This window comes from Erwinia sp. S38, assembly GCF_016624545.1.
Classification (GTDB): domain Bacteria; phylum Pseudomonadota; class Gammaproteobacteria; order Enterobacterales; family Enterobacteriaceae; genus Erwinia; species Erwinia coffeiphila.
On record NZ_JACVTS010000002.1, the window covers coordinates 59,198 to 78,381 of the forward strand.

General features: G+C 58.0%; 17 protein-coding genes. 8 read left to right on the plus strand and 9 right to left on the minus strand.

Going from position 1 to position 19,184, the window contains the following annotated elements; genetic code table 11:
- Positions 1-9: 9 nt before the first annotated feature.
- The 7 genes from tyrR to pspA all read right to left on the minus strand — a co-directional run bounded on the left by tyrR (position 10) and on the right by pspA (position 5,724).
- Positions 10-1,575 (minus strand): transcriptional regulator TyrR, encoded by a 1,566-nt coding sequence (gene tyrR, locus IBT46_RS02365; RefSeq protein ID WP_200543693.1) that lies wholly within the window; start codon positions 1,573-1,575, stop codon positions 10-12.
- A gap of 113 nt (positions 1,576-1,688) precedes the next feature.
- Entirely contained in the window at positions 1,689-2,744 is a 1,056-nt protein-coding gene (locus IBT46_RS02370; RefSeq protein ID WP_200543695.1) for a YcjF family protein, read from the minus strand.
- Complete coding sequence (locus tag IBT46_RS02375) at positions 2,741-4,138, minus strand: YcjX family protein (protein ID WP_200543697.1); 1,398 nt, start codon at positions 4,136-4,138, stop codon at positions 2,741-2,743. The genes IBT46_RS02370 and IBT46_RS02375 overlap by 4 nt, the downstream gene beginning before the upstream one ends.
- Before the next feature lie 53 nt (positions 4,139-4,191).
- A complete protein-coding gene (pspD, locus tag IBT46_RS02380; protein WP_200543699.1) occupies positions 4,192-4,422 on the minus strand; it encodes a phage shock protein PspD in 231 nt (76 codons plus the stop codon).
- A 26-nt stretch (positions 4,423-4,448) separates the two neighbouring features.
- Positions 4,449-4,799, minus strand: coding sequence for an envelope stress response membrane protein PspC (pspC, locus tag IBT46_RS02385; RefSeq protein ID WP_105594711.1), 351 nt, complete (start codon positions 4,797-4,799; stop codon positions 4,449-4,451).
- A complete protein-coding gene (gene pspB / locus IBT46_RS02390; protein ID WP_105594712.1) occupies positions 4,796-5,023 on the minus strand; it encodes an envelope stress response membrane protein PspB in 228 nt (75 codons plus the stop codon). The genes pspC and pspB overlap by 4 nt, the downstream gene beginning before the upstream one ends.
- A gap of 35 nt (positions 5,024-5,058) precedes the next feature.
- Positions 5,059-5,724: a phage shock protein PspA gene (gene pspA, locus IBT46_RS02395; RefSeq protein WP_200543701.1), complete on the minus strand. Its 666-nt coding sequence runs from the start codon at positions 5,722-5,724 to the stop codon at positions 5,059-5,061.
- 187 nt (positions 5,725-5,911) lie between these two features.
- Here pspA and pspF point away from each other — a divergent pair, with 187 nt between their 5' ends.
- The 7 genes from pspF (at position 5,912) to IBT46_RS02430 (ending at position 13,847) form a co-directional block, all read left to right on the plus strand.
- Entirely contained in the window at positions 5,912-6,901 is a 990-nt protein-coding gene (gene pspF, locus IBT46_RS02400) for a phage shock protein operon transcriptional activator (RefSeq protein ID WP_200543702.1), read from the plus strand.
- Positions 6,902-7,206: 305 nt separating this feature from the next.
- On the plus strand, positions 7,207-8,835 hold the full coding sequence (gene sapA, locus IBT46_RS02405) for an ABC transporter substrate-binding protein SapA (protein ID WP_200543704.1): 1,629 nt from the start codon (positions 7,207-7,209) through the stop codon (positions 8,833-8,835).
- On the plus strand, positions 8,832-9,797 hold the full coding sequence (gene sapB, locus IBT46_RS02410; RefSeq protein WP_105594715.1) for a putrescine export ABC transporter permease SapB: 966 nt from the start codon (positions 8,832-8,834) through the stop codon (positions 9,795-9,797). The genes sapA and sapB overlap by 4 nt, the downstream gene beginning before the upstream one ends.
- Positions 9,784-10,674, plus strand: a complete 891-nt coding sequence (gene sapC / locus IBT46_RS02415) for a putrescine export ABC transporter permease SapC (protein ID WP_200543705.1) — start codon at positions 9,784-9,786, stop codon at positions 10,672-10,674. The genes sapB and sapC overlap by 14 nt, the downstream gene beginning before the upstream one ends.
- A complete protein-coding gene (gene sapD / locus IBT46_RS02420) occupies positions 10,674-11,666 on the plus strand; it encodes a putrescine export ABC transporter ATP-binding protein SapD (RefSeq protein WP_200543708.1) in 993 nt (330 codons plus the stop codon). The genes sapC and sapD overlap by 1 nt, the downstream gene beginning before the upstream one ends.
- Complete coding sequence (sapF, locus tag IBT46_RS02425; RefSeq protein ID WP_200543710.1) at positions 11,666-12,472, plus strand: putrescine export ABC transporter ATP-binding protein SapF; 807 nt, start codon at positions 11,666-11,668, stop codon at positions 12,470-12,472. The genes sapD and sapF overlap by 1 nt, the downstream gene beginning before the upstream one ends.
- 229 nt (positions 12,473-12,701) lie before the next feature.
- Positions 12,702-13,847: an oxidoreductase gene (locus IBT46_RS02430; protein WP_200543712.1), complete on the plus strand. Its 1,146-nt coding sequence runs from the start codon at positions 12,702-12,704 to the stop codon at positions 13,845-13,847.
- A gap of 148 nt (positions 13,848-13,995) precedes the next feature.
- On the opposite strand, the gene IBT46_RS02435 is transcribed toward IBT46_RS02430, so the two are convergent.
- The gene (locus tag IBT46_RS02435; RefSeq protein WP_200544344.1) at positions 13,996-14,892 is read right to left on the minus strand and encodes a LysR family transcriptional regulator; all 897 of its coding nucleotides are present in this window, start codon (positions 14,890-14,892) and stop codon (positions 13,996-13,998) included.
- 103 nt (positions 14,893-14,995) lie between these two features.
- Positions 14,996-16,585, minus strand: a complete 1,590-nt coding sequence (locus IBT46_RS02440) for a PTS transporter subunit EIIC (protein WP_200543714.1) — start codon at positions 16,583-16,585, stop codon at positions 14,996-14,998.
- 241 nt (positions 16,586-16,826) lie between these two features.
- Here IBT46_RS02440 and IBT46_RS02445 point away from each other — a divergent pair, with 241 nt between their 5' ends.
- Positions 16,827-19,133, plus strand: coding sequence for an FdhF/YdeP family oxidoreductase (locus IBT46_RS02445; RefSeq protein WP_200543716.1), 2,307 nt, complete (start codon positions 16,827-16,829; stop codon positions 19,131-19,133).
- Positions 19,134-19,184 lie beyond the last annotated feature (51 nt).

Here is a 19,184-nt window from a genome sequence, read left to right on the forward strand (position 1 = left end):
GTTTCCCGACTACTCGCTGTCCGTTTTCTTCTGGCTCAGGCCATATTCACGCAGTTTATTGGCAATCGCGGTGTGCGATACGCCCAGCCTTTTCGCCAGCTTGCGCGTGCTGGGATAGGAGAGATAAAGACGGGTCAGCACCGAGCGCTCAAAGCGGCTGGTAATTTCATCCAGCGAGCCTTCAATCGCATCATCACCCAGCGGCATTTCCATCGCATACTCCGGCAGCGCAATATCCTGTGGCCGCAGTTCATAGCCCTCCAGCTGGGCCAGCGCGCGGTACAGCGCATTTTTCAGCTGACGCACATTTCCCGGCCAGGTATAACGCGTCAGGAACCCGTTCAGCTGCGGCGACAGTTTCGGCCTTGCCATGCCCTGTTCATCCGCAAAGCGGGCAACGAACATTTCAGTGAGCGGCAGGATATCCTGCGGGCGGTCGCGCAGCGGCGGCAGATTCAGCGTCAGCACGTTCAGCCGGTAAAACAGATCTTCACGGAATTCCCCGCGCTGAACCAGCTCCATCAGGTTACGCTGGGTGGCGCAGATCACCCGCACATCCACGTGTACCTCATGTTCTTCGCCCACGCGGCGGAAGGTGCCGTCGTTCAGGAAGCGCAGCAGTTTGGTTTGCATACGCGGTGACATTTCACCGATCTCATCCAACAGCACCGAACCGCCGCTGGCCTGCTCGAAGAAGCCTTTTTTCCCTTCCAGCGCGTTCGGATAGGCACCGGCCGCGTGACCAAACAGCTCGCTTTCAGCCACATCGTCCGGCAGCGACGCACAGTTCAGCGCCAGAAACGGCTTTTTACCGCGAGCGCTGCGCAGATGGCAGGCGCGGGCCAGCATATCCTTACCGGTGCCGGTATCGCCAACAATCAGCAGCGGTGCGTCCAGCATCGCCAGCTTGCGCGCCTGATCGATGACCTGGCGCATTTTGCTGCTGACGGCAACAATATGCTGGAATTCGCTGTCATCATTCACCGCCAGGTTTTGCAGCTGCTGCCCCATGCGGGCTGTCGATTTCAGCAGAACCACCGCACCGGCAGGCGTGGTGGCATTATTTTCATCGTCACGGGCATAGATCGGCGTCACTTCCATCAGGAAGTCTCGCCCCTGTAGCACGACATGGTGCGCCTGCGCCTCAATGCGCTCACTTTCCAGCCAGCGCTGGAAGTTAAAGCCGGGGATAAGTGCACCCGCGCTGTAATTACGCATTTTCTCTTCATTGAGATCGAATAACGACTGCGCCGCCGGGTTTGCCAGCTCAACCTTGCTTTTTAAATCAATGGAGAATACCGGCTCGGGCAGAGCAACAAGCAGCGCGCTCAGTGCTCGATGCTCGCGCTCGGAAGGCAGAAATGCGACCGTACGCACGTCGGTCACACCAGGGATGCGGCGAATTTCCGCCATCAGCTGACTGAACTGTTCAAAGCTGATGGTGGAAAAATTCAGGTAGATGCGGCCAATAGCGGCAATTTCGATACCGCGTAGATCGATGCTGCGTTCTACCAGCAGATCCAGCAGTTCACGGGTCAGACCAATTCGGTCCTGGCAAAATACTTCGAGACGCATGGATGTAAACCCTTATTGTTGCGGTGTCTGGCACTGTCACAATAATACGCTATCCCGCGGCCACTCAGAAGCATTCTGTCAGGAAAAGTTGACAGCGACTGTAATCAGCCGTGTCATTTTTCGCGATCGGGCGACCGCTTCAGGCTTTCTTTTAGCTGGCCTATCAGTTCACGGCGGAAATCGCCCAGGCGCGGCTTATCATCTTCCAGCCAGGGAAGCGGGCGGCAAAGCTCCATGGCTTTAATACCGAGGCGCGCGGTCAGCAGCCCCGCACCAATGCCCTGTGCGGCACGCGCTGACAGCCGGGCTGCCAGATCCTGCGACATCCAGTCCATACCCACTTCCCGCACCAGCTCCGATGCCCCGGCGAATGCAATATTCAGCAGCACCAGTTTAAACAGGCGCAGACGACTGAGATAACCCAGCTCAATGCCGTACAGCTGGGCGATACGGTTCACCAGCCGCAGATTGCGCCAGGCAATAAAGGCCATATCCACCAGAGCCAGCGGGCTGACGGCAATCATCAGCGTCGATTCAGCAGCGCAGCGGCTGATTTCTCGCCGCGCCTGGCGATCCAGCTGCGGCTGCACCAGCCGGGCATAGAGCGCCACCACTTCGCTATCGTTGTGTGTTTCGTGCAGCGAAGCCTGCCAGCGCTGTAACGCCGGGTTGCCAGTGTCCAGCCCGGCCTGCTGTGCCAGCTTTTCGCAGAAAGCGCGAGCTTTACCCATTCCGTGACTGTGCAGCAATTCGCGGCCGATATCGCGCTCGGTCGCCCGCTCGCGCAGGCGGTAAAGCCGACGCCACTCCACGATGAGCGAACCGGCACCGGCGGCAACAATCAGCCCGCCGGCCACGCTGCCACCGAGGGCAATCCAGTCCTGCGCAATCCACGCCTGATGAGTCCACTGCACGCCCTGCGCCACCACGCTGATACCAAACAGGCCCAACCCGGCGGTAACCATTTTACGCCACAGGCTGCGTTTTGGCCGCAGCGCGGCTTCCACCGCCAGCTCTCCCGCGCTCTCTTCCTGCACGTCAACTTCCGCCTCTACCGCAATAAACCGATCCTGCTGTTCAGCAAATTCCTGCTGCTGCCGCAGGACCGTCGCCTGCTCTTTGGCCAGCGGTTCGGCAAAATCCATGCGCGGTTTAATCGGTGTATTCATCGCAGCTTATCTCCCAGTAAAAATTCCAGCGCGGCATCCATACGGATATGCGGCAGCGGTCTGTCGATATCCAGCGCATGCGGACGGAACTGCTCAAAATGAAAACCCTGCTGCTGCCAGAAGGCGCTGCCGGGTAGACGGGGCGGTACTTCGCCCGGATAGACGGTTAACGGAACACCGTCGGTCAGCCGGTGACCGCGTAATGCCGGGATGCTTTCGCCCTGATGCTCAACGTAGCCGCTCTGCGTCGCCTGCACCGAGGCCAGCCCCACGCAGTCCATGGTGATGCCTTCAAACGCCGCGTTTTGCCAGGCGTCCTGCACCAGCTGCTGCAACAGCGACACCAGGTTGGCGTGCTGATCGGCGGTAACGTGATCGGACTTGGTAGCGGCGAACAGCAGCTTATCAATCACCGGGGAGAACATCCGGCGGAACAGCGTGCGCTGGCCGTAGGAGAAGCTTTGCATCAGTTGAGTCAGCGCCAGCCGCATGTCGTTAAACGCCTGCGGGCCGCTGTTCAGCGGCTGTAAACAGTCAACCAGCACAATCTGGCGGTCAAAGCGCAGAAAATGATTTTTGTAGAAATCTTTCACCACGTGCTGGCAGTAGTATTGATAACGCGCGCGCAGCATGCCGATATTGCTGGCGGCATCCGCCTGCGCCAGCCGGGTTTCACCGCCCTCTGCGACGTCCGGCCAAGGGAAAAACTGTAGCGCAGGGGCACCGGCCATTTCGCCGGGCAGCACAAAGCGGCCGGGCTGAATAAAGTGCAGCCCTTCCTGTTTGCAGCGCTGAAGATATTCGGTCCACGCTGCGGCGATCTCCGCCAGCCGGTTTTCGTCCGCCGGGGCCAGCGGGTCCAAACCGCTGCACAGCTGCTGCCATTTCTGCGACCACAAGGCACGGTCGCCCTGTAACAGCCCGGTCATCTGCCGTGACCAGCTAAGGTAATCCTGCGCCAGCATCGGCAGATCGAGCAGCCATTCGCCGGGATAGTCGACGATTTCAAGGTACAGCGTGGAGGCATCGGTAAAATGGCGCAACAGCGAATCGCGCGAGCGGTAGCGCAGCGCCAGGCGCATTTCGCTGACCCCGCGGGTAGGCGTCGGCCAGTCCGGCGGCGTGCCGTGCAGCTGCGCCAGCCCTTCATCATAGGTAAAGCGGGGAATGCCCAGATCGCGCTGCGGCACGCGCTTCACGCCCAGCAGCCGCTGCTCGCGCACGGCGGTAAACAGCGGCAGTCGGGCGTCGGTATTCACATTCAGAAGCTGGTTAACCAGCGAGGTGATAAAAGCGGTTTTACCGCTGCGGCTCAGGCCGGTAACGGCGAGGCGCAGATGGCGATCCACGCCGCGATTCACCAGCGACATCAATTCATTTTGCAGTCGTTTCATCAGGGGCCAGCTTACCTCAGGTGTTTGATTGTCCTTAGTTTAACACACTGGCGCTAGCGGGCCGATTTCACCCATTTTGCTACAGCTCCACGCATCACGCGGCGGAGCAGCGGTTCCAGCGCCCACGCCAGTAGAATTTTCAGCGGTTTACGCGCCACGGATTTTACCGCCCAGCCACTCAGGCCTGCCGGGCCGTAGGTGATGGCGCTAATCAGAATAAATTTCCCCACCTTTTTTAGCGCGGGTGCGGCCTGATGACGCAGGGTCGATTTCCCGTGACGCATAGTTTTCTCCACGTGAGTAGACACGATCAAAGCTGGCTGAAGCGGCTGCGCACGGTAAAGGTTTCTGACGTGACGTAGCGCTCCACCTCACGCAGCTGCTGCTCGCCGCCGCGCAGTTCGCGGCTAAGCTCATCCAGCAGCTGAGAGGCATTCAGCGGCGGCTGGTTGTCCAGTTCGCTCTGCGGCATTTCATCCAGCACCAGAGCCAGTGCGGCATAGGCCACCAGGGTAAAGACAAACAGCCCGAAGAACATCGACAACACCACAATCACCCGTACCAGCCGCACCGGAATATCCAGATAGTTGGCAATCCCGGCGCAGACGCCCTTTAACTTGCCCTGCTGCGGAATACGGTAAAGCTTATGGCGGTGGTTCATGGCTGCCTCCAGTTCGGATGCTCGGCGTCGAGAATCGCTTCCAGCGCCTGAATGCGCTCACGCATTTTTTTCGCATCGCCGGTCAGCTGTTGCAGTCGTTGCAGATCGCCCTGCGACAGGTCGCCGCCGCGGTTTTGCCGGTTGCTGTAGTGCAGCCACAGCCAGATCGGCGCGACGAACAGCACAAAAATAGTTAACGGTATGGCAAGAAATAACGCGCTCATTGATTCTCCTTAATACAGGCCCGTTGACGGTTGGCTTACTCGCTGCGGTTCATTTTAGCTTTCAGGGCCGCCAGCTGCTGGCTGATTTCATCGTCCGCCTGCAGTTCAGCGAACTGCTGGTCGAGCGTTTTCTTTTTACCAAAGCTGTGGCTTTCGGCTTCCGCTTCCATATGGTCGATGCGGCGTTCGAATGACTCAAAACGCGCCATCGCTTCATCAATTTTACCGCTGTCCAGCTGGCGACGAACGTCGCGAGAAGAAGAAGCCGCCTGATGACGCAGGGTCAACGCCTGCTGGCGCGCGCGGGTTTCATTCAGTTTGTTTTCCAGTTCACCAATCTCGCCTTTCATGCGGGTCAGGCTCTCTTCCACCTGGCCGGATTCCTGATTCAGCACGGCGATCAGGTCGGTGAGTTTTTGCTTCTCAATCAGCGCGGCGCGCGCCAGATCTTCTTTATCTTTGCTCAGTGCAAGCTCGGCTTTATCCTGCCATTCCGCCTGCTGGGTTTCCGCCTGGTCAATGCGGCGCAGCAGCTGTTTCTTTTCGGCCAGCGCGCGGGCGGAGGTGGTACGCACTTCCACCAGCGTATCTTCCATTTCCTGAATCATCAGGCGAACCAGCTTCTGTGGATCTTCGGCCTTTTCCAGCAGCGCGTTAATGTTGGCGTTCACGATGTCGGCGAAACGAGAAAAAATTCCCATAATAAAATCCTCTTCAATAAGATCCCGGCGTCTGCCGTTTAAACACGTTGATCGTGCGGTACGGGGATACACTATTCAAAAGGCGTGCCAGTTTTTATGTTATTGATTTTTAATGCCCAGGCGTATTTACAGCCGCCAGGCTAAACTTTAGATTGGTTAATCTCGCTAAATCCTGGTGAATTTCATTATGAGCGATCGTTCCGATACCCTGCTGGGTGAGTCAAACAACTTTCTGGAAGTGCTGGAGCAGGTATCCAGACTCGCACCGCTGAATAAACCGGTGCTGGTGGTGGGAGAACGCGGCACGGGGAAAGAGCTGATAGCCAGCCGCCTGCACTATCTGTCAGCCCGCTGGCAGGGGCCGTTTATTTCACTGAACTGCGCGGCGCTGAATGAAAATCTGCTGGACTCCGAGCTGTTCGGCCACGAGGCCGGTGCGTTTACCGGCGCGCAGAAGCGCCATCTGGGACGCTTTGAGCGCGCCGACGGCGGCACGCTGTTTCTGGATGAGCTGGCGACGGCACCCATGCTGGTGCAGGAAAAACTGCTGCGGGTCATTGAATACGGCCATCTTGAGCGCGTTGGCGGCAGTCAGCCGCTGCAGGTCAGCGTGAGGCTGGTGTGCGCAACCAACGACGACCTTCCTCAGCTGGCGCAGGAGGGGAAATTCCGTGCGGATCTGCTCGACCGGCTGGCGTTTGACGTCGTGCAGCTGCCGCCGCTGCGCGAGCGCCGCAGCGATATTCTGGTGATGGCGCAGCACTTCGCTATGCAGATGTGCCGCGAACTCGGCCTGCCGCTGTTCCCCGGTTTTTCCTCCGGCGCGCAGCAGGAGCTGCTGGCTTACGGCTGGCCCGGCAACGTACGCGAACTAAAAAACGTAGTGGAACGTTCGGTGTATCGCCATGCGGACAGCGAACGGCTGCTGGATAGCATCATTATCAACCCGTTCAGTAAAACAACGCCGGTGGATCAGCTTGCAGCAAGCGAAGGCGATGCCCTGCCCGACCTGCCTTTTGACCTGCGTCACTGGCAGCTGCGCCAGGAGCGCGCGCTGGTTGAAAAAAGCCTGGCTCAGGCGCGCTTCAACCAGCGCCGGGCGGCAGAGCTGCTGGGGGTCAGCTACCATCAGCTGCGTGCAATGCTGAAGAAGCACGCCATCAGCGGGGATGAATAACGGACAAAAAAAAGCCCACTCAAGGTGGGCTGAAAAATACTGGAAGCAATGTGAGCAATGTCGTGCTCTTCTCCGGTAGAGCCACCGGTGAAGCGCAGGGCAATAATAATCATTCTCACTTCTTTCTGTAAAGCACTTTGTTGAGAATTTTTCTCATTACCGCAGTGATATTGGGTGTATTTTGAACGCCCCTGATAACAGTATGCTCTTTTGCTGGCGAATTAGCCGTCAGTTATCCTGCCGGGCTGTAGCCTTACGACGAGAGTGCGGTACACTCTGCTTATGCCTTAAATATCAGACGAATTATGCGCAAACTATTTTCCACCCTCTTACTCAGCCTCGGCGTTTTCAGTGCCCAGGCGTGGTCGGCAACGCCCGGCGATATCCGCCAGAGCGGGTTTGTCTACTGCGTTAACGGCGTGATGAACACCTTTAATCCGCAGATGGCCAGCGGCGGGCTGGTGGTGGACACGCTGGCCGCGCAGTTTTACGACCGCCTGCTGGATGTTGATCCTTATACCTATCGGCTCATCCCCGAGCTGGCCGAAAGCTGGGAAGTGCTGGATAACGGCGCGACCTATCGCTTCCACCTGCGCCAGAAGGTCGACTTCCAGAAAACCGCCTGGTTTACGCCAACAAGGCCGATGAACGCCGATGATGTGGTCTTCAGTTTCGATCGTGTGTTCAATCGCCAGCACCCCTGGCATAACATTAACGGCGGCAGCTATCCCTACTTCGACAGTCTGCAATTTTCCGACGCGGTACAAAGCGTAAAAAAACTGGATAAAAATACCGTTGAGATCCGCCTGAACAGCCCGGATGCTTCGTTTCTGTGGCACCTCGCCACCCACTATGCGCCCGTCCTTTCGGCGGAATACGCCGATAAGCTGACCAAAAGCGATCGCCAGGAGCAGATGGACCGCGAGCCGGTCGGCACCGGGCCGTTTATGCTCAGCGAGTATCGCGCCGGGCAGTACATTCGCCTGCAGCGTAACGAAAAATACTGGAAAGGCACCCCGCGCATGTCGCAGGTGGTGATCGATCTCGGCGCTGGCGGCACCGGCCGCCTGTCCAAGCTGCTGACCGGCGAGTGTGATGTGCTGGCCTATCCCGCCGCCAGCCAGCTTTCCATTCTGCGTGACGATCCGCGTCTGCGCCTGACGCTGCGCCCGGGGATGAATACCGCCTATCTGGCCTTCAATACCCGCAAGCCGCCGCTCGATCGCCCTGAAGTGCGCCAGGCGCTGGCGCTGGGGATTAATAATGAACGCCTGATGGAGTCGATTTTTTACGGTACGGCGGAAACCGCCGCCTCGATTTTGCCGCGCGCCTCCTGGGCCTATGACACCGATGCGCGCATTACCCCCTACAACCCGCAAAAGGCCCGCGAAGCGCTGAAAGCGTTGGGGATCGAAAATCTGCATCTCAATCTGTGGGTGCCTTCCGCATCGCAGGCGTGGAACCCCAGCCCGATGAAAACGGCGGAACTGCTACAGGCCGATCTGGCGCAGATTGGCGTGCGGGTCACCATTGTTCAGGTTGATGGCCGCTTCCAGGAAGCACGCCTGATGGAGATGAACCACGATCTGACCCTCACAGGCTGGTCTACCGACAGTAACGATCCCGACAGCTTCTTCCGGCCGCTGCTGAGCTGTGCGGCTATCGCATCGCAAACCAACTACGCTCACTGGTGCAATCCTGAGTTCGACGATCTGGTGCACCGGGCGCTGCTTTCCCAGCAGCTCGCCACCCGTATCGACTACTACGATCGCGCCCAGGCGCTGCTGGCAAAAGAGCTGCCGGTGCTGCCGCTGGCCTATTCACTCCGCCTGCAGGCCTATCGTTATGATATTAAAGGACTGGTACTCAGTCCGTTTGGCAATGCGTCATTCGCCGGCGTCCATCGCGACAACGGTGAGGAGACTTCACCGTGATAATTTATACGCTGCGCCGGCTGGTGCTGTTTATTGTGACTCTGTTTATGCTGACGCTGATCGGCTTCAGCCTGAGCTATTTTACCCCCCATGCCCCGCTGCAGGGCGCATCGCTGATCGATGCCTGGACCTTCTGGTTTAAAGGCATTCTGCATCTGGATTTTGGCGTTTCCAGCATTAACGGCCAGTCGATTAACCAGCAGCTGCGTGAGGTGTTTCCCGCCACGCTGGAACTGTGTTTTATGGCCTTTGCGCTGGCCATGCTGATAGGTATCCCATTGGGTATTGTTGCCGGTGTGATGCGTAACAAATGGCAGGACAAGCTGTTGAGCGCCCTTGCGCTGCTGGGTTTCTCCCTGCCGGTGTTCTGGCTGGCGCTGTTGCTGACGCTGTTTTTCTCGCTCAATCTCGGCTGGCTGCCGGTGTCCGGGCGTTTCGATCTGCTTTACCCGGTGAAAAATATTACCGGCTTCGCGCTGATTGATGCGTTTCTTTCGGATTCACCATGGCGACATGAGATGATTGTCAGCGCCCTCACCCATATGATCCTGCCGGTTGCCGCACTGTCAGTTGCTCCCACCACCGAGGTGATCCGCCTGCTGCGCATCAGTACCCGCGAAGTGATGGAGCAGAACTACGTTAAGGCAGCCGCCACGCGAGGGCTGTCGCTGTTCACCATTATTCGCCGCCACGTATTGCATAACGCCGTACCGCCGGTGATCCCGCGTCTCGGGCTGCAGTTCTCTACTATGCTGACGCTGGCGATGATCACCGAGATGGTCTTCAGCTGGCCTGGCCTGGGCCGCTGGCTGATTAACGCCATTCGGCAGCAGGATTACGCGGCGATCTCCGCCGGGGTGATGGTGGTCGGCGCGCTGGTGATCGCGGTGAACGTGCTGGCCGATATCCTCGGGGCGATGACCAACCCGCTGAAGCATAAGGAATGGTATGCCCTCAGATAATATCTATTCAGAGAAGCGCCCACCCAGCCCGCTGCGCCACACGTGGCGGCTGTTCTATCATGACACCACGGCGATGATTGGCCTGTACAGTTTTGGTGCCGTGCTGCTGCTGTGCATCTTTGGCAATCTGATTGCGCCTTACGGCATCGACCAGCAGTTCCTCGGCTATCAGCTGCTGCCGCCGTCCTGGTCGCGCTACGGCGATGTCTCCTTCTTCCTCGGCACCGACGATTTGGGTCGTGATTTGCTCAGCCGCATGCTGAGCGGCGCGGCGCCCACCGTGGGATCGGCGATTGTCATTACCCTGGCCGCCGCAGTGTGCGCCATGCTGCTTGGGGTACTGGCGGGGTTAACGCACGGCCTGCGTTCGGCGGTGATGAACCACGTGCTGGATACCCTGCTCTCCATACCTTCACTGCTGTTGGCGATCATCGTCGTCGCGTTTATGGGACCAAGGCTGGAACATGCCATGCTGGCGGTGTTTCTGGCGATCCTGCCGAGGCTGGTACGCGCTATTTACAGCGCGGTACACGATGAGCTGGAAAAAGAGTACGTGGTGGCATCCCGGCTCGACGGAGCCAGCAACCTGGATATTCTGTGGCACGCGATTTTACCGAATATTCTTGCGCTGCTGGTGAGCGAGTTTACCCGCGCGCTGTCGATGACCATCCTTGATATTGCTGCACTGGGCTTTCTCGACCTCGGCGCACAGCTGCCTTCGCCGGAATGGGGAGCAATGCTGGGGGATTCCCTCGAATTGATTTATGTTGCGCCCTGGACCGTGATGTTACCCGGCGCAGCGATTATGCTTTGTGTACTGATCGTCAACCTGTTGGGTGACGGCGTACGCCGGGCCATCGTTGCGGGAGTCGAATAATGCCGCTGCTCGATATTCGAAATCTGACCATTGAATTTATGACCGCAGATGGCCCGGTCAAGGCTGTCGACCGCGTCAGCATCACGCTGACCGAAGGCGAAATTCGCGGGCTGGTGGGCGAATCCGGCTCGGGTAAAAGCCTGATTGCGAAAGCTATCTGCGGCGTAACCAAGGATAACTGGCGGATTACCGCTGACCGTATGCGCTTCGATGATATCGATCTGCTGCATCTCTCCCCCCGCGAGCGGCGTAAAATCGTTGGCCAGAACGTGTCGATGATTTTTCAGGAACCGCAGTCCTGTCTCGATCCGTCGGAGAGCATTGGCACCCAGCTCAAGCAGGCTATTCCCGGTTCAACCTGGAAAGGCCGCTGGTATCAGCGTTTTCGCTGGCGTCACTACAGGGCGATTGAGCTGCTGCACCGGGTCGGTATTAAAGATCATAAAGATATTATGCGCAGCTTCCCCTACGAGCTGACCGACGGCGAGTGTCAGAAGGTGATGATCGCCATCGCGCTTGCCAACCAGCCGCGCCTGCTGATTGCCGACGAACCCACTAACGCCATGGAGCCAACCACCCAGGCGCAGATTTTCCGCCTGCTCTCCAGGTTGAATCAGAATAACAACACCACCATTCTGCTCATCAGCCACGACCTGCAGATGCTGAGCCACTGGGCCGATAAGATTAACGTGATGTACTGCGGCCAGACGGTGGAAACGGCGGTCAGCGAAGAGCTGATTAGCGCGCCGCACCATCCGTATACCCAAGCGCTGATCCGCGCGATGCCGGACTTTGGCCGCTCGCTACCGCACAAAAGCCGGTTGAATACGCTGCCGGGTGCCATTCCGTCGCTGGAGCATCTGCCGATTGGCTGCCGTCTTGGCCCGCGCTGCCCCTACGCGCAGCGTACCTGTATTGAAACCCCGCGGCTGAGCGGCTCAAAGAATCATCTGTACGCCTGCCACTTCCCGCTGAATACGGAGCAACAGTAATGGACGAAACGCTGCTGGAAGTGCGCAACCTCAGTAAAACCTACCGCTATCGCACCGGGCTGTTTCGCCGTCAGCACGTTGAGGCAGTGAAAGACGTCAGCTTTACCGTGCGCGAGGGCCAGACGCTGGCGGTTATCGGTGAAAACGGATCGGGTAAGTCAACGCTGGCTAAAATGCTGAGCGGGATGATTGAACCCTCCTCCGGCGAAATGATGATTGACGATCATGCCCTGGAATACGGCGATTACGGCTATCGCAGTCAGCGTATACGCATGATATTCCAGGACCCGTCTAACTCGCTGAATCCTCGTCAGCGCATCAGCCAGATTCTGGATTTGCCCCTGCGGCTCAATACCGAACTGAATGCCGAAGAGCGGGAGAGGCGAATTATTGCCACGCTGCGCCAGGTCGGACTGCTGCGCGATCACGCCGCCTACTACCCGCATATGCTGGCCCCGGGACAGAAGCAGCGTATCGGCCTGGCCCGCGCGCTGATCCTACAGCCCCGGGTGATTATTGCCGATGAGGCGCTGGCCTCGCTGGATATGTCGATGCGTTCGCAGTTGATTAATCTGATGCTGGAACTGCAGGACCGGCATCGCATCGCCTACATCTATGTAACTCAGCACCTCGGCATGATGAAACACATCAGCGATCAGGTATTGGTAATGCATCAGGGGGAAGTGGTTGAGCGCGGCAGCACCGCCGACGTGCTGGCCTGCCCGCTGCATGAACTGACTAAGCGTCTTATCACCAGCCATTTTGGTGAGCCACTGACCGCTGACGCCTGGCGCAAAGATCGTTAAGTCTTCATCTTCCCTTTCATAAAAGACGTTTCGGACGCGCGCGGTGGGCCTGCCGCGCCGCTCCGGTGTCCCTGCTGTTTCTAAGCCCTTATATCTTCCAGCTATTTAATAGCACCGATCATTATTTTGCTCGCCACAGCGCTTACGTCAGGATATTCATGCCCTTCAGATCGGCGGTGTGTTTGACCTTAACGGCACCGACGGTCAGTTAACTTGAAAAGGAATGACCATGGAACAACGCCGTTTTCCCGGCAACAGCCACTGGTATCATGAAACCCAGACCAGTCTGCCCGCTCAGCGTAGCGCGCTGGTGCCTGAGGCCGCCGATATTACAGACCGTTTTTTACTTGGTCTGACCCAGCAGGCGGAAGGAGAATTAAAGACTATCGTGCAGCGCGCGCAACCGCTGCATCTGGCGTCACGCGATCTGTATCAGCTGCTGTTTCCCAGCCAGCTGTCCACCAGCCTGACGCATACCCTGACGCTGTACGATCGCATCAGTACCGCGCTGACCGTCGCGCAGGTGACGGGCATTCAGCGCCTGTGCAACCACTATGCGGCGCGCCTGAATCCGCTGCCTGGGCCGGATTCATCACGCGAAAGCAATCGTCGCTTAACGCAGATCACAGAATACGCCCGCCAGCTTGCCGGGCAGCCGACGCTGATTGATTCTGCGGCGCTTCAGCGCCTGGATGAGGTGGGATTAACCGCACCCGACATCATTACCTTCAGCCAGATTATCGGCTTCGTCAGCTACCAGGCGCGGGTCGTGGCGGGTATTCACGCGCTGATGGCGCTGCCGGTACGCTGGATGCCGGGTGTTAGCGTACCGCCCGACGCGGCTTCGCTTCCATCCGGAGCATGGCAGCCCGCGCTAGCGCCGCTGGAACCGCGCTACGCTGCCGCCGATCAGCTGGAAGCGCTGACCTTCTGTCTACCGTTGATTAAGCCTGAAAGCTTTGTCTGGCTGCTGGCGCAGGATGGCGATGTGCTGAACGGCTGGGGGCATCTGCTGTCGGCGCTGGAAAAACAGCACGCGTCGGACGATACCGCCCTTGCCGCCGCGGTCACTGCACGTATCAACGGCAGCAGCATTTGCTTTGCTCACTATCCGGCAGGAAAACTGCGCGATGCGCTGTGGGAAAATGTCGACCAGGCATCAAGCATCGCCACTGAGCGGCAGAAAGCGATCATTCTGCTGGCCACCCAGCTGACGCGCGTTCCCGAACGTTTTAGCGCGGCGCATTTGCAGCCGCTGCGCGAGGCCGGTTTATCGACCGCTGAGATTTTCGATGTGATCCTGAGCGTGGCCGCCGCCAGCTGGTCAAACCGCCTGATGCAGAGCCTGGGCACGGTCAGCGTTGAGAATCATTAATATCTCAGAGGATTGATGCAGGTCTGATGGCGATCGTTGTGTTCAACCGCAGATACCGCAGACCTGATATCCGTACCGAAGCTCAGCAGGAGACATTTCCGGGCTGATAGCACGCTGAAGTCCAGTAAGCGATGTTACCGGCCTGCTGTCAGTTGACCAGCAGGTGCCTGACCTCATCAAAGAAATGCTGCGCCAGCGGCGTGGCGCGTCCAGGCTCAGCGATGACCACCGCGCCGTGGCGCGACATCGGCGGCATCAGCAGCGGACGTCGGCACAGTTCACCAATACTTTCCGGGATCAGATGCCCGACCGGGGAAATCAGGCAGCCCAGCCCCACCTGCACGCCCTGAATTAACTGGAAGATAGAGGTTGTTTCCATTACCACACGCAGATTCAGCCCCGCAGCAAGGAAATGGCTGTCCAGATAGCGGCGGAAATAGCGCGTGCGGTCGGCCAGACACAACGGCAGAGAACCCATCTCTTCCAGAGCCAGCGGTGTGTCTCCGGCCAACTGCGGGAAGTGCTGCGGATGCCAGATCACCTCAACCCCGCGATCGTCGAGCATCTCTGCCTGGAAGTGCAGTTCACGCAGCGTGGCCAGCTCAAAGAAACCGATACCGACATCCACCGTATGGCTGTTCAGCGCTTCCAGCAGCTGGTCGGCGCTGAGCACCGCGATGCGATAATCGAGCTGGGGATAACGATCGGAAACCGCCTTCAGCAGCTGTGGCAGGGAAATACTGCACTGCGGCACCACGCCGATGCGCAGCGTACCGCTGACACCGTGCTTCAGCGATTCCACTTCCAGCTTCAGCCCCTGATAAACCGAAACGATTTCCCGCGCCCACGAGAGCACACGCTCGCCCTCTGGCGTAAAACCGTCAAAGTTATTGCTGCGGTTGATCAGCGAAAGACCCAGCTCGCGCTCCAGATTTTTCAGGCGCATTGAAAGGGTCGGCTGGCTGACAAAACTGGCCTCGGCAGCGCGACCAAAGTGGCGTTCGCGCTCCAGATTACAGAGGTAAATTAACTGCTTAATGTCTATTTTTTCTATTCCACAAAGAGTTAAGACTAAATATTATTCGAAATTATAACGAGGTCATATTCCAGGTACAAACACAACCTTTCCGGTTAATGACGTCTGAGTTTCAGGCGATGCCCAGCGCGCTCTTCACCTCTCCGGCAATTTTCTCCACCTGCGGGCCATAGATCACCTGCACATCCGTATCGCTGACGCGGTTTACGCCGTTCGCCCCGGTGCTCATCAGCGTGGCATCCACCACCTCTTTCATCGTTTTTACCCGAACGCGCAGGCGGGTAAAGCAGCAGTCTACATCCTCAATATTTTCCGCACCGCCCAGACCGCTGATAATCACTTTGATCCGCTCTGCGGCTTCCACCTGCGGCGTCGCGTCCTCTTCTTCCGTTTCACGCCCCGGGGTTTCTACCCGCATGCGCTGAATAATAAAGCGGAAGCTGTAGTAATAGACCGGTATGTAAATCAGCCCCAGCGCGATGCTCCACCACCAGGCGGTTTTTTTGCCGCCGAGGATACCGAACACCACCAGGTCGATCGCCCCGCCCTGCACGTTACCAATCATCAGATGGAACAGCGACATCAGCATAAACGACAGGCCGCTGAGCAGCGCATGCAGGATGTAGAGCACCGGTGAAACGAAGATAAAGCAGAACTCCAGCGGCTCGGTGATGCCGGTGGTGAAGGATGTCAGCGCGGCGGCCAGCATCAGCGCCTTGACGCGCTGCTTATGTTCAGGCCGTGCCGCATGGTAAATCGCCAGCGCGGCAGCGGGCAGGCCAAACATCATTACCGGGATTTTGCCCTGGGCAAGAAAACGCGTAGCTTCCCGCACCGTTTCATCGGGCACGCTGCCGGGATGGGTCAGCGAGGCGTTAAAGATATTCAACGCTCCCACCAGCGTCTGGCCGTCAACGGTGGCAATGCCGCCAATCGGCGTAAAACGCACGGTTTCGTTCAGGATGTGGTGCAGCCCGGTCGGGATCAGCAAGCGCTCGCTGGTGCCGTAAAGAAACGCGCCGTACTGCCCGCTTTTGCCGATCAGTTCACCGACCCATGCAATGCCAAGTCCAATGGTTGGCCAGATCGCCGCCAACAGCACGCCCACCAGCGGCAGCACCAGTACAGTAACAATCGGCACAAAGCGCCGCCCGCCGAAGAAGCTGATGGCCGTGGGCAGCTGAACGGTGTAGCAGCGGTTATGGATCACCGCAGTGAGCAGCCCGGCAATCACCCCGCCCAGCACGCTCATGTTGTAGGTGAAAATGCCCAGCATCTGGATATATTCCGCCGCCGTCATCATCGCCTGAGTCTGGTCCATACCCTGCGCCTGTAGCGCCTGGGCGGTCGTGGTGGTGGCAGTCAGTCCTTTCGCCGCCAGCGTAGCGCTGACGCCAACGTGCATCGTAATAAAGCCAATCGTCGCGGCAAACGCCGCCGTGGGTTTTTCCGCTTTTGCCAGGCCAATCGCGCTGGCAACGGCAAAAAGCAGTGGCAGGTTGGCGAATAGCGCGCCCGCGACCTTGCGGATAAAACCGATAATCAGCTGCGGCACCTGCATCGCGGCAAACGCTTCACCGGTAATCGCCGGATTCTGCATCGCCGCCGCCACGCCAAGGAAAATCCCGGCGGCTGCAATGACCGAAATCGGCATCATCAGCGCTTTACCAAAGGCATGTACGCTGCTGGCAAACTTTTTCATCTGGCCTCTCCCGCGCGGCTTGGTGAACGCTAAGTATTAGACGACAGCGGAGGGAACGCCGTGCATGAAGGAAAAATCGGCGGTTAATATTTGAACAGCATCACAGTTTTAACAATTTCGCGATAAATACTAACTATCGCTCCATCGCTGCAATCAATTAGACAATTCCCACACTGGCTATCACACTAATGCAAAAGGAGTCATAACTTCTTAACATCATTCCAACATAAGCCTGCATATCATGAAATTTAAAGAAGCGATTAAACCCTACCAGGCTGCGGCCGGTGGTTGGGGTTCACTGGAAGCCACCACCCGTTTTGTCTTCGACAGCAAACAAGTATTAAAAAACATGCGCAACCTGATGCGCATGAACAAGGCAAAAGGCTTCGACTGCCCCGGCTGCGCCTGGGGTGATGATAATAAAAGTACCTTCAGCTTCTGCGAAAACGGGGCCAAAGCGGTCACCTGGGAAGCCACCCGCCGCAATATTGGTGCCGACTTCTTCGCGCAATACAGCGTGACTTCGCTGTATCAGCAGAGCGACTATTTCCTCGAGTACCAGGGTCGCCTGACCGAACCCCTGCGCTATAACCGTCAGACCGACCACTACGAGCCAATAAGCTGGGACGATGCGTTCGCCCTGATCGCCCGCCACATCAAGGCAATGGACAATCCACACCAGATGGAGCTTTACACCTCTGGCCGCGCCAGCAATGAAGCGTCCTGGCTTTATCAGCTGTTTGGCCGCATGAACGGTAGTAACAATTTCCCCGACTGTTCAAATATGTGCCACGAGGCCAGCGGCAGCGGCCTGAAGCGTAGCATCGGTGTCGGTAAAGGTACGATTCGCCTTGATGATTTCGATCATGCCGATGCGATTTTCGTCTTTGGCCAGAATCCGGGAACCAACCACCCGCGTATGCTGCACAGCCTGCGCCACGCCGCCGATCACGGCGCTAAAATTGTCACCTTCAATACCCTGCGCGAGCGTGGGCTGGAACGTTTTGCCGACCCGCAGAAACCGCTGGAAGTGGTGACCAGTATTGCCGGACAGATCAGTTCTACCTACTATCAGCCGAATCTGGGCGGAGATATGGCCGCCGTTCGCGGTATGGTGAAAGTACTGGCGGAAAATCACCGCGCGCTGGTTGCCGCCGGTGAAAAAGGCCTGTTTGACGAAGCGTTTATCAATGCCAAAACCGAAGGCGTTGAGGCCTATCTGGCCGAAGTGGATGCCACCGAATGGTCGCAGATCGTCCAGCAGTCAGGTCTCAGCGAGCAGCAGATCCGCGAAGCGGCGGCGATTTATCAGAGCGCCGACCGGGTGATTTGTACCTGGGCGATGGGTATCACTCAGCACAAACACTCCGTGGATACGGTGCGTGAAATCGTTAACCTGCAGCTGCTGTTTGGTCAGCTGGGTAAAAAAGGTGCGGGCCTTTGCCCGGTGCGCGGACACAGTAACGTGCAGGGCAACCGCACAATGGGCATTGACGAGAAGCCGCCTAAGGCATTCCTCGACAGCCTGGGCCAGCATTTCAGCTTCGAGCCACCGCGTGAAATCGGCCACAACACCGTTGAAGCGCTGGAAGCGATGCTGCGCGATGAAATCAAGGTACTGATCGCCCTGGGCGGTAACCTGGCGGCCGCCGCGCCGGACAGCCCGCGTACCGAAGAAGCGCTGCGCCGCTGTGGCCTGACCGTGCAGATCAGTACTAAGCTCAACCGCAGCCACCTCTGCCCGGGCGCGGTAGACGCGCTGATCCTGCCTACGCTGGGCCGTACCGAGCAGGATATTCAGGCAACTGGTCCACAGTTTATTACCGTGGAAGATTCGTTCAGCATGGTGCATGCCTCTGAAGGCGTGGGCAAGCCGATTGCCGATACCCAGCGTTCTGAGACCTGGATTGTCGCCGGTATCGCTAACGCGGTGCTGGGCAACGAGAAGGTCGACTGGCTGGGTCTGGCGGCGGATTACAATCTGATCCGCGACCATATCGCTGCCACCATTCCGGGCTTCGCGGATTTCAACGCGAAATGCGATATCAAGGGCGGCTTCTATCTCGGTAACGCCGCGGCGGAACTGCGGTTTAATACCCTGCATGAGAAGGCGCAGTTCAGCAACGCAGCGCTGCCCGTCTCCCTGTTCCCTGAGCTGGATGACGAGGTGCCGTTCACGCTGCAAACTCTGCGTTCGCACGATCAGTACAACACCACTATTTACGGTCTGGACGATCGTTATCGCGGCGTTTACGGCCAGCGCGAGGTGCTGTTTATCAATGCGCAGGATATGGAAAAACTGGGCTTTGCCGCCGGTGATAATGTCGATATCGAAACCGTGTGGAACGACGGCATCACCCGTAAAGTGCATGGCTTCAAGCTGGTGCCGTACAATATTCCTGCCGGGAATCTGGCCGCCTACTATCCGGAAACTAACCCGCTGGTGCCGTTATCCAGCTTCGGCGACATCAGCGGCACGCCAACCTCGAAGTCGGTGCCGGTGAAAATTTCTCTGTCACCGATCAAGCACGAATTGCGGATTGCGTAAGTGCGGGGGCGGCCGGAAAAATGGCCGCCCTTTTCATACCGGACTTGCCGC

Coding starts and splice junctions, on each gene's coding strand:
- tyrR (WP_200543693.1), bottom strand. CDS start 1,575: ATGCGTCTCGAAGTATTTTGCCAGGACCGAATTGGTCTGACCCGTGAA.
- IBT46_RS02370 (WP_200543695.1), bottom strand. CDS start 2,744: ATGAATACACCGATTAAACCGCGCATGGATTTTGCCGAACCGCTGGCC.
- IBT46_RS02375 (WP_200543697.1), bottom strand. CDS start 4,138: ATGAAACGACTGCAAAATGAATTGATGTCGCTGGTGAATCGCGGCGTG.
- pspD (WP_200543699.1), bottom strand. CDS start 4,422: ATGCGTCACGGGAAATCGACCCTGCGTCATCAGGCCGCACCCGCGCTA.
- pspC (WP_105594711.1), bottom strand. CDS start 4,799: ATGAACCACCGCCATAAGCTTTACCGTATTCCGCAGCAGGGCAAGTTA.
- pspB (WP_105594712.1), bottom strand. CDS start 5,023: ATGAGCGCGTTATTTCTTGCCATACCGTTAACTATTTTTGTGCTGTTC.
- pspA (WP_200543701.1), bottom strand. CDS start 5,724: ATGGGAATTTTTTCTCGTTTCGCCGACATCGTGAACGCCAACATTAAC.
- pspF (WP_200543702.1), top strand. CDS start 5,912: ATGAGCGATCGTTCCGATACCCTGCTGGGTGAGTCAAACAACTTTCTG.
- sapA (WP_200543704.1), top strand. CDS start 7,207: ATGCGCAAACTATTTTCCACCCTCTTACTCAGCCTCGGCGTTTTCAGT.
- sapC (WP_200543705.1), top strand. CDS start 9,784: ATGCCCTCAGATAATATCTATTCAGAGAAGCGCCCACCCAGCCCGCTG.
- sapD (WP_200543708.1), top strand. CDS start 10,674: ATGCCGCTGCTCGATATTCGAAATCTGACCATTGAATTTATGACCGCA.
- sapF (WP_200543710.1), top strand. CDS start 11,666: ATGGACGAAACGCTGCTGGAAGTGCGCAACCTCAGTAAAACCTACCGC.
- IBT46_RS02430 (WP_200543712.1), top strand. CDS start 12,702: ATGGAACAACGCCGTTTTCCCGGCAACAGCCACTGGTATCATGAAACC.
- IBT46_RS02440 (WP_200543714.1), bottom strand. CDS start 16,585: ATGAAAAAGTTTGCCAGCAGCGTACATGCCTTTGGTAAAGCGCTGATG.
- IBT46_RS02445 (WP_200543716.1), top strand. CDS start 16,827: ATGAAATTTAAAGAAGCGATTAAACCCTACCAGGCTGCGGCCGGTGGT.